This is a genomic window from Pseudaminobacter soli (ex Li et al. 2025) (assembly GCF_029892515.1).
Taxonomy (GTDB): domain Bacteria; phylum Pseudomonadota; class Alphaproteobacteria; order Rhizobiales; family Rhizobiaceae; genus Pseudaminobacter; species Pseudaminobacter soli_A.
On the sequence record NZ_JARXVF010000001.1, the window covers coordinates 791,962 to 806,342 of the forward strand.

At 63.7% G+C, this 14,381-nt stretch carries 15 protein-coding genes; 3 read left to right on the forward strand and 12 right to left on the reverse strand.

Features of this window, described 5'->3' with window-relative positions; translation table 11 throughout:
- Positions 1-94: 94 nt before the first annotated feature.
- The 8 genes from M2281_RS03780 to coxB form a co-directional block, all read right to left on the reverse strand.
- Complete coding sequence (locus M2281_RS03780; protein ID WP_280819763.1) at positions 95-853, reverse strand: SURF1 family protein; 759 nt, start codon at positions 851-853, stop codon at positions 95-97.
- Positions 850-1,248 carry a DUF983 domain-containing protein gene (locus M2281_RS03785; protein WP_280819764.1) on the reverse strand — a complete coding sequence of 133 codons (399 nt, stop codon included), beginning with the start codon at positions 1,246-1,248 and terminating at the stop codon, positions 850-852. Before M2281_RS03785 ends, M2281_RS03780 begins: the two co-directional genes overlap by 4 nt.
- Positions 1,249-1,343: 95 nt before the next feature.
- Positions 1,344-2,234 (reverse strand): cytochrome c oxidase subunit 3, encoded by an 891-nt coding sequence (locus M2281_RS03790; RefSeq protein WP_280819765.1) that lies wholly within the window; start codon positions 2,232-2,234, stop codon positions 1,344-1,346.
- 1 nt (position 2,235) lies between these two features.
- The gene (locus M2281_RS03795; RefSeq protein WP_425537662.1) at positions 2,236-2,850 is read right to left on the reverse strand and encodes a cytochrome c oxidase assembly protein; all 615 of its coding nucleotides are present in this window, start codon (positions 2,848-2,850) and stop codon (positions 2,236-2,238) included.
- A 25-nt stretch (positions 2,851-2,875) separates the two neighbouring features.
- Complete coding sequence (locus tag M2281_RS03800) at positions 2,876-3,034, reverse strand: hypothetical protein (RefSeq protein ID WP_280821181.1); 159 nt, start codon at positions 3,032-3,034, stop codon at positions 2,876-2,878.
- A 2-nt stretch (positions 3,035-3,036) separates the two neighbouring features.
- Positions 3,037-3,981 (reverse strand): heme o synthase, encoded by a 945-nt coding sequence (locus M2281_RS03805; protein ID WP_280819767.1) that lies wholly within the window; start codon positions 3,979-3,981, stop codon positions 3,037-3,039.
- Positions 3,982-4,055: 74 nt separating this feature from the next.
- Positions 4,056-5,705, reverse strand: a complete 1,650-nt coding sequence (ctaD, locus tag M2281_RS03810; RefSeq protein WP_280819768.1) for a cytochrome c oxidase subunit I — start codon at positions 5,703-5,705, stop codon at positions 4,056-4,058.
- 37 nt (positions 5,706-5,742) lie between these two features.
- Positions 5,743-6,609 carry a cytochrome c oxidase subunit II gene (gene coxB, locus M2281_RS03815; protein ID WP_280819769.1) on the reverse strand — a complete coding sequence of 289 codons (867 nt, stop codon included), beginning with the start codon at positions 6,607-6,609 and terminating at the stop codon, positions 5,743-5,745.
- Positions 6,610-6,989: 380 nt separating this feature from the next.
- Between coxB and M2281_RS03820 the strand changes: the two genes are divergently transcribed.
- The 3 genes from M2281_RS03820 (at position 6,990) to M2281_RS03830 (ending at position 9,865) form a co-directional block, all read left to right on the forward strand.
- Positions 6,990-7,565, forward strand: coding sequence for an invasion associated locus B family protein (locus M2281_RS03820; protein WP_280819770.1), 576 nt, complete (start codon positions 6,990-6,992; stop codon positions 7,563-7,565).
- A 144-nt stretch (positions 7,566-7,709) separates the two neighbouring features.
- A complete protein-coding gene (gene tldD, locus M2281_RS03825) occupies positions 7,710-9,122 on the forward strand; it encodes a metalloprotease TldD (protein WP_280819772.1) in 1,413 nt (470 codons plus the stop codon).
- 2 nt (positions 9,123-9,124) lie between these two features.
- Positions 9,125-9,865 carry an NAD-dependent deacylase gene (locus M2281_RS03830; protein ID WP_280819773.1) on the forward strand — a complete coding sequence of 247 codons (741 nt, stop codon included), beginning with the start codon at positions 9,125-9,127 and terminating at the stop codon, positions 9,863-9,865.
- 12 nt (positions 9,866-9,877) lie between these two features.
- Here the strand turns inward: M2281_RS03830 and M2281_RS03835 are convergent, their stop codons facing one another.
- The 4 genes from M2281_RS03835 to dxs form a co-directional block, all read right to left on the reverse strand.
- Positions 9,878-11,119, reverse strand: coding sequence for a class I SAM-dependent RNA methyltransferase (locus M2281_RS03835; RefSeq protein ID WP_280819774.1), 1,242 nt, complete (start codon positions 11,117-11,119; stop codon positions 9,878-9,880).
- Positions 11,116-11,877, reverse strand: a complete 762-nt coding sequence (locus tag M2281_RS03840; protein ID WP_280819775.1) for a TlyA family RNA methyltransferase — start codon at positions 11,875-11,877, stop codon at positions 11,116-11,118. Before M2281_RS03840 ends, M2281_RS03835 begins: the two co-directional genes overlap by 4 nt.
- A 150-nt stretch (positions 11,878-12,027) precedes the next feature.
- A complete protein-coding gene (locus M2281_RS03845; protein ID WP_280819776.1) occupies positions 12,028-12,324 on the reverse strand; it encodes a hypothetical protein in 297 nt (98 codons plus the stop codon).
- A 106-nt stretch (positions 12,325-12,430) separates the two neighbouring features.
- Positions 12,431-14,344, reverse strand: coding sequence for a 1-deoxy-D-xylulose-5-phosphate synthase (dxs, locus tag M2281_RS03850; protein WP_280819777.1), 1,914 nt, complete (start codon positions 14,342-14,344; stop codon positions 12,431-12,433).
- Positions 14,345-14,381: the final 37 nt, after the last annotated feature.

Consider the following 14,381-nt stretch of genomic DNA (forward strand, 5'->3'; position numbering starts at 1 on the left):
GCCCGACTGGGCGCGCAAAGGACGCTGTAACACTTTGAATCTGCGCATAATCCTTTCCAAAAATCGTATCCGATTTTTGGGGTTATGCGCTAGCTCAATTCGGGCCGCGGCGCGAGCGCCACAGCCAGGAACCGAGCACACCCGCCAGCGCTGCCGCCAACCCGTACCAGGTCAAGGCATATTGCAGATGGTTGTTCGGCTGATCGATGATGGTAACGCCGCCGACCGGCAATCCGCCGGGATTTGGTGTCTTGTCCGCGTCGATGAAGAAGGGCAGCACAACCGCGCCCGCCGGCAGGCCGGCGGTGGCCGCCATCACGTCCCGATCCTTCCAGAAGAAGATGTTCTTTGCCGGCTCGTTGTCGGGAACCAGCGAGGAAGGCTTTTCCGTCAGCGGATTGCGAGCAAGCCCGTTTACGGTCACCTCGCCCTCGACCTGGCCCTGCGGCCGCTTGGCCGGGTCCTTTAGATGGTCGGGCACGAAGCCGCGATTGACGAGCACGAAACGGCCGTCCGCAAGCCGCAGCGGCGTGTAGATGAAATACCCCGCCTCGCCTTCGTAAGTTGCGAAGAAGTGGCGTTCGCCCGAATGCAGGAAGCTGCCCGTCGCTGTCACCGGCCAGTAGTCGACGTCACCGCTCTGCGCGAACCTCTTCTCCATATCGGCAAGCGGTTCCGGCGCGGCATGGACGCGCTGCTCGATGGTGGCGATCAGCGCCTCTTTCCATTGCAGGCGCTGCACCTGCCAGGTGCCGAGACCGAGCAGAACGACAAAGCCTATCAGGCCGAGCACCAGTGCCAGCAAGCGCGCCTTGCCGCTGGCTTTCTCCGAGGTTTGCGTATTGTCGCTCATTGCGGACGGTCCAACCTGCCTTCGGCGGCCTTGTTGCGATACTGCAGCGTGATCAGCACGCCCTTGATGAGGCGCAACGCCGTCAGGCTCAGCGCCACGGTCAGCGGGATCCAGAGCAGGAAGTGAACCCACAGCGGCGGGTTCAGCGTCACCTCCATCCACAGCGCGAGGCCAACGACGATGAAGCCGATGATGAGAATCACGAAGACCGCCGGCCCGTCGCCCGCATCGGCGAACGAGTAATCGAGCCTGCAGCTGCCGCAGCGGGGCGCCACCGTCAGGAAGCTGGAGAACAGCCGCCCCTCGCCGCAGCGCGGGCAGCGGCCGCGAAGCCCAGCGGAGATCGGATCAACCGGCGGCCAGATCGCCTGGTCTTCATGTGCGGGCTGGGTCATGCCTGTTTCTCCATCTCGGCAATTTGTCTGGTTCCGAAAAAGACAAAGCGGCCGTGTCGCCACGGCCGCTTTCATTTCTAGCAGATCATTGCGGGTCAGTCGGCGCCAGCAATCGTCGCACCGAACGATGCCCAGACGTAGATGCTGGCGAAGAGGAACAGCCACACCACGTCGACGAAGTGCCAGTACCAGGCCGCAGCCTCGAGACCGAAGTGCTGCTTCGGCGTGAAGTCGCCCTTCATCGCACGGATCAGGCAGACGAGCAGGAAGATCGTGCCGATGATGACGTGGAAGCCGTGGAAGCCGGTCGCCATGAAGAAGGTCGCGCCGTAGATCGAGTCCTTGAAGCCGAACGGAGCGTGCATGTACTCGAAGGCCTGCACGAAGCTGAACAGGACGCCAAGGCCGACCGTCAGCGCCAGGCCGTTGATCAGACCCTTGCGGTCATTGTGCAGGATCGCGTGGTGCGCCCAGGTGATCGTGGTGCCCGACAGCAGCAGGATGACGGTGTTGTAGAGCGGCAGGTGCCAGGGGCTCAGGACCTCGATGCCCTTCGGCGGCCATACGCCACCGGTGAAGGCGGTGCGGGCATACTGCTGCACTTCGCCCGGGAACAGGCTTGCGTCGAAGAAGGCCCAGAACCAGGCAACGAAGAACATCACTTCGGAGGCGATGAACATGATCATGCCGTAGCGCAGGTGCAGCGACACGACGCGCGTGTGGTGACCCTCATGGGCTTCCTTGATGGTGTCCGACCACCAGGCATACATCGTGTAAAGCACGATCAGCGTGCCGATGGCGAAGATGAAGTAGTGAGCATTGGCCAGGTTGAGGCCGAAGAAGGGGAAATTGCCCTGCTTCATATACTGCATCCAGGCCACGCCGCCGATCGCCATGACGAGAGCGCCGAGCGAAGCCAGAATGGGCCAGGGGCTTGGGTCTATGATGTGATAGTCGTGTTTTGGTTTCGTATGCGCGTCAGCCATATCAGCCCCCGAGGTTTCCGTCGGTGTTTTCGTTAGTCTTGAGGTCTCCGGCCTGTGGCGCGTTGGCCACCGGCTTTGCCCCCTCAATCGGGAAGAAAGTGTAAGAAAGCGTAATCGTCTTCACGTCCTTCAGTTCCGGAACGTTGACGATGTCGGGGTCGACATAGAAGACCACCGGCATGTCGAGCGTTTCGCCCGGCTTCAAGGTCGTGTCGGTGAAGCAGAAACACTCCACCTTGTTGAAATAGGCGCCGGCCAGTTCCGGCGTGACGTTGAACGTCGCCCGGCCGTAGGTCGGCTTGTCGAAATGGTTGGTCGCCGTGTAGTGCGCCTGCGTGGTCTCGCCGATCTTGATCGTGACGTCGCGCGCCACCGGCTTGAAATCCCACGGCAGGCCGCCCGACGTGTTTGCGTTGAAGCGGATCGTTACCTTCTGGTCGAGCACGCGGTCGGAATACTGGTCGACACGCTGCGTGGTGCCACCATAGCCCGTCACCTTGCAGAACATCGCGTAGAGCGGCACCGCCGCATAGGCCATGCCGACCATGCCGCCGACGAAAGCCACGCAAACGCCGGCGATGACCTTGTTGGTCCGCTGGGACTTGGTGCTTGTCATTGGGGGTTCACCACTCATGCGACTATCAGCCCGCAATGTGGAAGACGGACGGCGCGAACTTGATGATCGTCGCGACGTAGAAAATGACGACCAGCAGGGCAAGGCCGAGGCCGATCGCGATAGACCGGCTGCGGCGCGCCTTCTTCTGGCTTTCGGTGAGGGTCACCATCTCGAGATTTTGCATGGTCATACTCCTGATACCGCAAGCAGGCGCTCGGCGACGCTGTCGGCCAGATACACCGCGAAAATGGCGAACAGGTAGAGCAGCGAATAACCGAACAGCGCCTTGGCAGGCTTCATGGCGCGGTCGCTGTCGGGCATGCGCAGGACCTTCCAGGCATACCAGACGAAGCCGACGCCCAGCGCGATCGAAACCGCGCCATAGAAGACGGTGGTGAAGCCCAGCACCCAGGGCAGCACGCCGACCGGCGCCACCAACAGGGCGTAGGCGAAAATCTGCCTGCGCGTGGAGGCCTCGCCAGCGACGTTCGGCATCATCGGGATGCCCGCGCGCTCGTAGTCTCCGGACTTGAACAGAGCCAGCGCCCAGAAGTGCGGCGGCGTCCACAGGAAGATGATCAGGAAAAGGATGACGCTTTCCAGGCTGATGCTGCCCGTGGCGGCAGCCCAGCCAACCATTGGCGGGAAGGCGCCGGCAGCGCCGCCGATGACGATGTTCTGAGGCGTCGAGCGCTTCAGCCACATCGTGTAGATCACGGCATAGAAGAAGATGGTGAAGGCCAGCAGTGCTGCCGAAAGCCAGTTGACGATCACGCCGAGCGTCATGACCGACAGCACGGAAAGGATCAGGCCGAAGACGAGCGCTTCGCCGGGCTGAACGCGGCCGGACGGCACCGGCCGATTGGCCGTGCGGGTCATCACCGCGTCGATATCGGCGTCGTACCACATGTTCAGCGCGCCCGAGGCACCTGCCCCGATGGCGATCGACAGAATGGCAACGACGGCGATGAAGGGATTGAGCGATACCGGGGCGGCTGCGAGGCCGACAAAGGCCGTGAACACGACGAGCGACATCACCCGCGGCTTCAGCAGCGCGATGTAGTCACCAGCGGTCGCTTCCGACATGCGGAAACCCCCTTCGTCCATTGTGTTCTTTTCAACCAGGGCCATGCCTACGCAGTCCACTCTTCCGATTTGGCCGAAACCGCCGACGGGCGGCGGTTTCGATGTTTGTCAGTGCGCCGTTACTTGATGCGCGGGAGCTGTTCCCACTGGTGGAACGGCGGCGGCGAAGGCAGCTGCCATTCCAGCGTCGTCGCACCTTCACCCCACGGATTCGCACCGGCAACGCGCTTCTTCGAGAAGGCCTCGAAGACGCCGAACAGGAAGATCAGCACGCTGACGGCCGAGATGTACGAGCCGATCGACGAGACGTAGTTCCAGCCGGCGAACGCATCGGGGTAGTCGATGTAGCGGCGCGGCATGCCTGCCAGACCCAGGAAGTGCTGCGGGAAGAAGATCAGGTTCACGCCGATGAACATGATCCAGAAGTGGGTGTTGGCGATCACCGGCGAATACATGTAGCCGGTCATCTTCGGGAACCAGTAGTACCAGGCCGCGAAGATCGCGAACACCGCACCCAGCGACAGCACGTAATGGAAGTGGGCGATCACGTAGTAGGTGTCGTGCAGCGAGCGGTCGAGACCGGCATTGGCCAGCTGGACGCCCGTGACGCCGCCGATGGTGAACAGGAAGATGAAGCCAATCGCCCAGATCATCGGGGTCTTGAAGCTGATCGAGCCACCCCACATCGTGGCGATCCACGAGAAGATCTTCACGCCGGTCGGAACAGCGATGACCATCGTGGCGAACACGAAGTAGCGCTGCGTGTCGAGCGACAGGCCGGTGGTGTACATGTGGTGAGCCCACACGACGAAGCCGACGGCGCCGATGGCGACCATGGCGTAGGCCATGCCGAGGTAACCGAAGATCGGCTTGCGCGAGAAGGTCGAGACGATGTGGCTGACGATGCCGAAGCCCGGCAGGATCAGGATGTACACTTCCGGGTGACCGAAGAACCAGAACAGGTGCTGGAACAGGATCGGGTCGCCGCCGCCTTCAGGCGCGAAGAAGGTCGTGCCGAAGTTGCGGTCGGTCAGAAGCATGGTGATGCCACCAGCCAGAACCGGCAGCGAAAGCAGCAGCAGGAAGGCGGTGATCAGCACCGACCAGGCAAACAGCGGCATCTTGTGTAGCGTCATGCCCGGAGCGCGCATGTTGAAGATCGTGGTGATAAAGTTGATCGCGCCGAGGATCGACGAAGCGCCGGCGATGTGCAGCGACAGGATCGCCAGGTCGACAGCCGGTCCAGGCTGGCCGGAGACAGCCAGCGGCGGATACATCGTCCAGCCGCCGCCAACGCCATGGGCGCCCGGAGCGCTCGGCATGAACATCGACATGATCAGCAGGATGAGAGCCGGCGGAAGCAGCCAGAAGGAGATGTTGTTCATGCGCGGGAACGCCATGTCCGGCGCACCGATCATGAGCGGCACCATCCAGTTGGCGAAGCCGCCGATGAGCGCCGGCATGACCATGAAGAAGATCATGACCAGGCCGTGAGCGGTACTAAAGGCATTGTACATGCTCTTGCCGGCGTCGATGGAAGCATCGCCGCCAACGCCGTAGACCATTTCGGCCAGGCCGCTGAAAATCTGGATGCCCGGCTCGGCGAGCTCCCAGCGGATCATGACGGACAGGAAGCCGCCGATGAGGCCCGCAATGATCGCGAAGATCAGATACAGCGTGCCGATATCTTTATGGTTGGTCGAAAACAACCAACGAACCAAGCCGCGCGGCTTGTGATCGTGGTCGTCGTGAACTGCAGCGCCTGCCATGTTCCGCTCCATTCCTAAATTCGTTTCGGTCGCGGCATCAGTTGCCGGCGACCGCCACCTTATTGGTGGTTTCAATTTCAGCCATCAGCGCCTTGTTGGCGCCATCCAGGTTGGACTTGGCCGAAGCGGCCCAGGTCTCATACTGCTGCTCGCTCACGACGCGAACGGCGATCGGCATGTAGGCGTGGTCCTTGCCGCAGAGCTGCGAGCACTGGCCGTAGTACAGGCCTTCCTTGTTGGCCTTGAACCAAGTCTCGTTGGTGCGGCCCGGCACGGCGTCCATCTTGATACCGAAGGCCGGCACGGCGAACGAGTGGATCACGTCGCTGGCAGTGATGAGGACGCGAACGACCGTGTTGACCGGAACGACGACCTCGTGATCGACGGCCAGGAGCCGCGGATATTCAGCGCGATTTTCCTTGCCGGCAGCGGCGCGATCAGCCTCTTCGAGAATAGCCGAGTTGAAGGAGAAGGGCTCGGCAACCTGGTATTCGTAGTCCCAGTTCCACTGGTTGGCGGTCGCCTTGACGGTGACCTTGGCATCTTCCGGCGGCGAATACTGCGCGGTGAGAAGCTGGAAGGAAGGAACGGCGAGGAACAGCAGGACGACGACCGGTCCGACCGTCCAGATGACTTCGATCAGCGTGTTGTGGCTGGTCCGCGACGGAACCGGGTTCGCGGAGGAGCGGAAGCGCAGAACGCAGTAGCCCAGCAGCAACAGAACCAGGATCGTGATCGGAATCAGGAACCACAGGGTGTAGTGCTCGAACCAGGTAATCTGCTCCATGATGCCCGTAGCAGCAGGCTGGAACGCGGTCTGCCACGGCGTCGGCTGTGCCGCATATGCTGCGGCGCTGGCGAAATAGGCTGCCGCAGCGCCAGCACTAGCAAGGATTTTTCTCATCGCCCTCTTTGTCTCCCAATTTCGTGCGTCCAGATCGCACGAATGATAAATCGCACCGGGACGGGAATCCCGGTGACCCTAGCGCTGGTTCAAACCATACTCTCTTTCCAACCGCAAGGAAGGAGCACGAGAACCCGTGCGGCATTTTTGCGCGCAAGGCAGCCTGAGCCACGCCTAGGCGCTTTCTTTATTGTTTAAGGCCGATATGAGCCAGTGCCCGAACGCGCATTCCACCGCTATAAAGGTCACTTACGTCGCATTTCCGGCGAAATTTCTTGGAAAATCCGGACGCACGGCGCTATTGGCTAGTGCGGCCATCTTCTTGCCTTATAGTTTCAATTGTCACGGATAGTCTCGCCGTGATTCGCAATGGAGCCATCATGACCTCTCGACTTTCGGGAACCTTGGCGAAGGTCGTCTTCCTCGCCGCGTTGGCTGGTTCGATCGTTCCAGCCGGTGCGCAGGAGCAACCGGCCCCGCAATCGCAGCAGGCTGCCCAGCCGCAGGCCCAGGCTCCCAAGCCGCAGGGCGGCACGGTGCGCTCGACTCACGGCGCCTGGTCGATCATTTGCGACACGCCCGCCGGGGCCACCGCCGAGCAGTGCGTGATGATGCAGAACGTCATTGCCGAGGACCGGCCGGAGATCGGCCTTTCGGTCGTCGTGCTGCGCACCGCCGACAACAAGGCGGAGATCCTGCGCGTGCTGGCGCCGCTCGGCGTGCTCCTGCCCAACGGCCTCGGCCTCAATGTCGACGGCAAGGACATCGGCCGCGCCTATTTCGTCCGCTGCTTCGGCGACGGCTGCTATGCCGAGGTCATCCTCGAAAAGCCGCTGCTCGACACGCTGAAGACCGGCACCTCGGCCACCTTCATCGTCTTCCAGACGCCGGAGGAAGGCATCGGCATCCCGGTCGACCTCAAGGGGTTCGCGGACGGCTTTGCCGCCCTCCCCTGATCGCCACGGCGCAGGCGCGACGAGCCCGAAGCGAGCTTTGGGCTTTCCGGCCTTACGCCATTGCCGATCATTGGCGCATTGCCGAATGGCCTTGGCGCGCCTACATCGGGGGTCGACACTCTTTTCAAACGAGGCGACCCCGCCATGAACAGCCTTCTCGGCCAATTCGACATTTCCGAAGACCAGATCCGTCGTGTCGTCACCGATACGATCACCGGTGCGGATGACGGCGAACTCTTCCTCGAATATCGCGAGAGCGAGTCGCTGATGTTCGACAACGGCCGCCTGAAGACGGCCAACTTCAACACCGACCAGGGTTTTGGCCTGCGCGCAGTCGCGGGCGAAGCCACCGGCTATGCCCATTCCAGCGAACTCTCCGAAGCCTCGCTGCGCCGCGCCGCCGATGCGGTGTCGGCCGTGAAGGGCGGATATTCCGGCACGCTGGCGGCCGCGCCCTCGCGCACCAATCGCCATCTCTACGGCGAAGAGAACCCGATCCCCTCGCCCAGCTTCGAGGTCAAAGCCAAGCTGCTGCAGGAGATCGACGGCTGGCTGCGCGACAAGGACCCGCGCGTGCGGCAGGTCACCGCCTCGCTCGTCTCATCCTGGCAGCACGTCGAGATCATGCGCGCCGACGGCCATATGGTGCGTGACGTGCGCCCGCTGGTGCGCATCAACGTCGCCGTCGTTGTCGGCGATGGCGACCGGCAGGAAACCGGCTCCTACGGCATGGGCGGCCGCAAAGGGTTCGGCGAGTTCCTGACCGAGGAGAGCTGGAAGTTCACCGCCGAGGAGGCGTTGCGCCAGGCGCTCGTCAATCTCGAGGCGGTTCCGGCGCCGGCCGGCACCTTCGACATCGTGCTGTCCAGCGGCTGGCCGGGCGTCATGCTGCATGAAGCGGTCGGCCATGGGCTGGAAGGCGACTTCAACCGCAAGAAAACCTCGGCCTTTGCCGGCCTGATGGGCCAGCAGGTGGCCGCAAAGGGCGTCACCGTCGTCGATGACGGCACCATTGCCGAGCGTCGCGGCTCGCTGACCGTCGACGACGAAGGCACGCCCAGCGCCCGCAACGTGCTGATCGAGGACGGCAAGCTCGTCGGTTACATGCAGGACCGGCAGAATGCCCGCCTGATGGGCGTTGCCGCCACCGGCAACGGAAGGCGCGAATCCTATGCGCATGAGCCCATGCCGCGCATGACCAACACCTACATGACCGGCGGCGACATGCCCCCTGAAGAGATCATCGCCTCGGTCAAGAACGGCATCTACGCCGTGTCCTTCGGCGGCGGCCAGGTCGACATCACCTCCGGCAAGTTCGTGTTCGGCTGCACCGAGGCCTACATGATCGAGGACGGCAAGGTGACCCAGCCGATCAAGGGCGCCATGCTGATCGGCAACGGCCCCGATGCCATGCACCGCATCTCCATGGTCGGCAACGACATGAAGCTCGATCCCGGCATCGGCATGTGCGGCAAGGCCGGACAGGGCGTGCCGGTGGGTGTGGGCCAGCCGCACCTGCGCATGAACCAGATGACCGTCGGCGGCACGCGGGCCTGATCTTGTCCTTCGATCGGATCGTCATCCTCACCGGAGCGGGCATCTCGGCCGAATCGGGCGTCGACACGTTTCGTGACCGGAACGGCATCTGGTCGAAGGTCGACTATCGTGACGTGGCGACGCCGGAAGGCTTTGCCCGCAATCCGCGGAAGGTGCACGGCTTCTACAATGAAAGGCGCCGGCGTCTGCTCGGCATACGGCCCAATGCGGCGCATGAGGCTCTGGCGCGGCTGGAGGCCGCCTATGGCGGCTCCTACCTTCTGGTCACCCAGAACATCGACGATCTGCATGAAAGCGCCGGCTCGCGCCGGCCGGTCCATATGCATGGCGAGGTGAACTCGGCGTTTTGCGAGGCCTGCGGCGCGCGCTCCCGCTGGTCGGGCGACATGTCGATCAATTCGCAGTGCCCGCACTGCCAGACCACCGGCCGCATGCGCGTCGACGTCGTGTGGTTCGGCGAGATGCCCTATCACATGGACCGCATCGAAGCCGCGCTCGCCACCTGCGACCTGTTCGTTTCCATCGGCACAAGCGGCAATGTCTATCCGGCTGCCGGCTTCGTCGAGCAGGCAAGGCTCGCCGGCGCCCATACGGTCGAGCTCAATCTCGAGCCGTCCGAAGGCTGTTCCAGCTTCGAAGAAGCGCTCTACGGACGCGCGACCGAGGTCGTACCCGCTTTCGTTAGCCGGCTGCTTGCGGCGGAAGTGGATGCCGCCTTCGAGCGGATCGTCCCACTTCCCTAGCCCGGTTCGGTATCACCGCCGTTTGCGCGGTTTCTCCAAGAGCGCCACCGCCTCGACATGCGGCGACCAGAGGAACTGGTCCACTGGCGTCACGCTCTTCAGCGCATAGCCGCCATCGACCAGAATGCGCAGGTCCCGCGCCAGCGTTGCCGGATTGCAGGACACGGCCGCCACGAAGGGAACGTCCGATTTCGCGATCTGCTTGCACTGGTCTTCGGCCCCGGCGCGCGGCGGATCGAACACCAGTCCGTCATAGGCGGCGAGTTCCTTGAAGGTCAGTGGCCGGCGGAACAGGTCGCGCTTTTCGATGACGACCCGCTTCAGGCCCGTCCCGAAGCGAAAGCCCCGGTCGAGCGCGGCAAGAGCCGCCGCCTCGCCCTCGACGGCGTGAACCTCCGACTTCGCCGCGAGCCGCAGCGCAAAGGCCCCTGCCCCGGCAAACAGGTCGGCGACTTTCTTCGCCTTCTTCAGATGCTCGCAGACCAGATCGGCCATGGCGCCTTCCGCCGAGGCCACCGCCTGCAAGAAACCTCCCGAGGGCGGCGCGACCGACACCCCGCCAAAGGTCACCACCGGCTTCTTTGGCTCCACGATCGTCTCGCCATCCACCGAGACACGCGCCAGGCCCTCGCGAATCGCGAAGGTCGAGATCGCCATGCGCGCCTTGTCCTCCAGCTTGCCGGCATCCTGCGCGGCAATGTCGAGGCCCGAATCGGTATGGGTGACGGTCAGGTGGAACGCCTGCGGCGTGTGGCAGATCAGGGCGGCCAGCCGCCGCAGCATGGGAAGTGCTGCCTCGATCTGCGGCTCGACGATCGGGCATTCCTCGATGTCGATGATGTGGTGCGAATGGGCGCGGTTGTAGCCCAGGAGCATGCCGGCTTCGGTGCGGCGCACCGAAAAGGTCGCGCGGCGGCGCGAATGCGGCGCGCAGGGCACGGTGGCCGCGACATCGGCCTCGAAGCCGCGGCTCTTCAGCGCCTGCACGACCTTCTCGCGCTTCCAGTCCAGATAGGCCTGCCGCTCCAGATGCTGCAGCGCGCAGCCGCCGCATTCGGTAAAGTGCCGGCAGGTCGGCTCGACGCGCAGCGGCGAAGGCTCAAGCACGGCCATCAGCGTGCCGCGATCCTTTTCGCGCGCGGCCGTCACCGTCTCGCCCGCAAGGGTGAATTGAATGAATACCGGGCCCTCGGGCGTGTCGGCAACGCCGTCGCCCTGGGCGCCGAGGCGGGAGATCTGGAAACGTGTGCTCATGCCTTCACTCCGGCCAGCAGGAATTCGCGGTTGCCGTCGCCGCCTTCGATCGGCGATGGGCAAAGGCCCAGCGCCTTCCATCCGGCCTGGCTGCCCAGCCATTCGGCAAGCGCCTCGGCCACGACAGGCCCATCAGCCGGGTTCTTCAAAATGCCGCCCTTGCCGATCGCCTCGCGACCGGCCTCGAACTGCGGCTTTACCAGAAATACTCCATGCGCCCCCGGCCTTGCCAGCGCAAGCGCCGGCGGCAAGGCAAGCTTCAGCGAGATGAAGCTAACATCGGAGACGATCAGGTCGAGCGAGCGCCCTTCCAGCACCTCGGCAGTCAGATCGCGGGCGTTCAGACCCTCCATACAGGCCACGCGTGGATCGCCGCGCAGGCTGTCATGCATCTGGCCGTGGCCGACATCGATTGCGGTGACATGGGCCGCGCCGCGCTCCAGCAGCACCTGCGTGAAGCCGCCGGTCGAGGCGCCGATGTCGAGCGCATTGCAGCCGCTCGGGTCGATGCCGAAATGGTCGAGCCCGGCAATCAGTTTTAGCGCCGCGCGCGAGACGTAAGCTTGCGCGGGATCGGCCACCGTGATGACGACCGTGTCCAGCACCCCCTGCCCCGGCTTGGACACGACAACGCCGTCGACGCTGACGGTGCCGCGCTCAACAGCGTCCCGCGCCCGCGAGCGGCTCGCGAAGAGCCCGCGGCTGACCAGCACCTCGTCGAGGCGCCGGCGACTGTCCTGTTTGTTGTCGGCTTTCATCGGCCTTCCTTGGCGAAAGCCGGCGCGGAAGGCAAGCGTGACAGAGCATTTTGCAGCCAAGCGGAATCGCTTGGCGTCGCACAAATGCGACTAGGACAATGAGATAGAGCGGCGCAGCAGCATCCGTCAGGATGACCGCCGCTCTAGCCATCAAAAGGTGGCGACGATCCTAGGAGCCGCACGTCCGCCGTCCAGCGGCAAGTCACCGCCGGAGAATTCGACTTCGGCCCGTCGCGTTTCCGGAGTGGCCCGATTTTGAGGGACAGGACCCTGCAGGATCACCGATTCCAGCTTGCGCCTGTAGGAAATGGTGCCCCTGAGATCGCCCATCTTGCCGGCGACGATATCCATCACCGCCTTCTCCAGCTTCACGTCGTAGCGTGTCTCGGCCGCTGCCGGCACCGCCAGCGCGGCAAGCAGCATCGCGCCTGCCAGGATTGTTCTCATTGCTGACTCTCCCCTGTCTTGTTGGGGAGAGTTCTAGGCCCGGCGCGCTAAGAAACGGCCAAGAGAAAGGGTAAGTAAAGACCCAAAAGTCAGCGTAAACAGATGGTTAGGCAGTAGCCGAACGAACCGATCGCCCCAGCGCGGCAAAGACAGTACGCACGATGCCGGTCGCGTCGAGCCCGGCGTCGACATACATCTTCTCGGGCTTTGCGTGATCGGTGAACTCGTCCGGCAGCACCAGCGGGCGAACCTTGAGGCCGGAATCGAGCAGACCTTCCTTGGCGAGGAAGTGCAGCACATGGCTGGCAAAGCCGCCGACCGAACCTTCTTCCACCGTCAGCAGCACCTCATGCGAGGTGGCAAGCCGGCGCACCAGATCTTCGTCCAGCGGCTTGGCAAAACGGGCGTCGGCCACTGTGGTCGAAAGCCCTGCCGCAGTCAGTTCCTCGGCGGCCAGCAGGCAGTCCTGCAAGCGCGTGCCGAAGGAAAGCAGCGCGACCTTGGTGCCTTCGCGCAGGATGCGGCCCTTGCCGATTTCCAGCACCGAGCCGCGCTCGGGCATTTCCACGCCCACGCCATTGCCGCGCGGATAGCGGAAAGCGATCGGGCCTTCATCATAGGCAGCAGCCGTGCGCACCATGTGGCGCAACTCCGCCTCGTCGGCGGCAGCCATCACCACGAAGTGCGGCAGCGAGGCGAGATAGGCGGTATCGAAGGCGCCGCAATGGGTCGGCCCGTCGGCGCCGACGAAGCCGGCACGGTCGACAGGGAAGCGCACCGGCAGATTCTGGATCGCCACGTCATGCACGACCTGGTCGTAGGCGCGCTGGAGGAAGGTCGAATAGATCGCCGCGAACGGCTTCAACCCCTCGGTGGCGAGGCCAGCCGCGAAGGTGACGGCGTGCTGTTCGGCAATGCCGACATCGAAGGTGCGTTCGGGGAAGACTTCGCCGAACAGGTCGAGGCCGGTGCCGGAAGGCATGGCGGCGGTGATGGCGACGATCCTGTCGTCCTCGCGCGCTTCCTGGATCAGGCTCTGGGCGAATACCTTGGTGTAGCTCGGCGCGTTCGCAGGCGCCTTGGCCTGCGCGCCGGTGATGACGTCGAACTTGTTGACGCCGTGATACTTGTCGGCAGCGGCCTCGGCCGGGGCATAGCCCTTGCCCTTCTGCGTCACGACATGGATGAGCACGGGCCCGTCGCCATTGTCGCGCACATTCTTCAGCACCGGGATCAGGTGCTCCAGATTGTGCCCGTCGATGGGGCCGATGTGGAAGAAGCCGAGCTCCTCGAACAGCGTGCCGCCGGTGACATAGCCGCGCGCATGCTCCACCGCGCGCGTGATGGCGCGGTCGACGCGAGGACCGAGATGCGAGGTGAGCTTCTTGCCGAGGTCGCGGATGCCCTGATAGGTGCGGCCCGAACCGAGGCGCGCCAGATAGGCGCTCATCGCTCCGGTCGGCGGCGCGATCGACATGTCGTTGTCGTTGAGGATGACGATGAGCCGCGAATTCAGCGCGCCGGCATTGTTCATCGCCTCATAGGCCATGCCCGCAGACATGGCGCCGTCGCCGATCACAGCGATGACGTTGTTCTTGCCGCCCTTCAGGTCGCGCGCCACGGCCATGCCGAGGCCGGCCGAAATCGACGTTGAGGAATGGGCGGTGCCGAAAGGATCGTATTCGCTCTCGGTGCGCTTGGTGAAGCCGGAGAGCCCGCCCTCCTGACGCAGCGTGCGAATGCGGTCGCGCCGGCCGGTGAGGATTTTGTGCGGATAGGACTGGTGGCCGACGTCCCAGATGAGGCGGTCAGCGGGCGTATCGAAGACGTAATGCAGTGCAACCGTAAGTTCGACGACGCCCAGCCCGGCGCCGAGATGGCCGCCCGTATGCGAGACCGTGTCGATCAGTTCGGCGCGCAACTCGGCGGCCAGTTGCGGCAGGTCGCTTTCGGGCAACGCCTTCATATCGGCGGGAATGCGCACCTTGTCGAGCAGCGGCGTCTTGGGCGGCAAAGTCACGTCATATGGCCTATTCAATCGATCAATACCGCTTGGG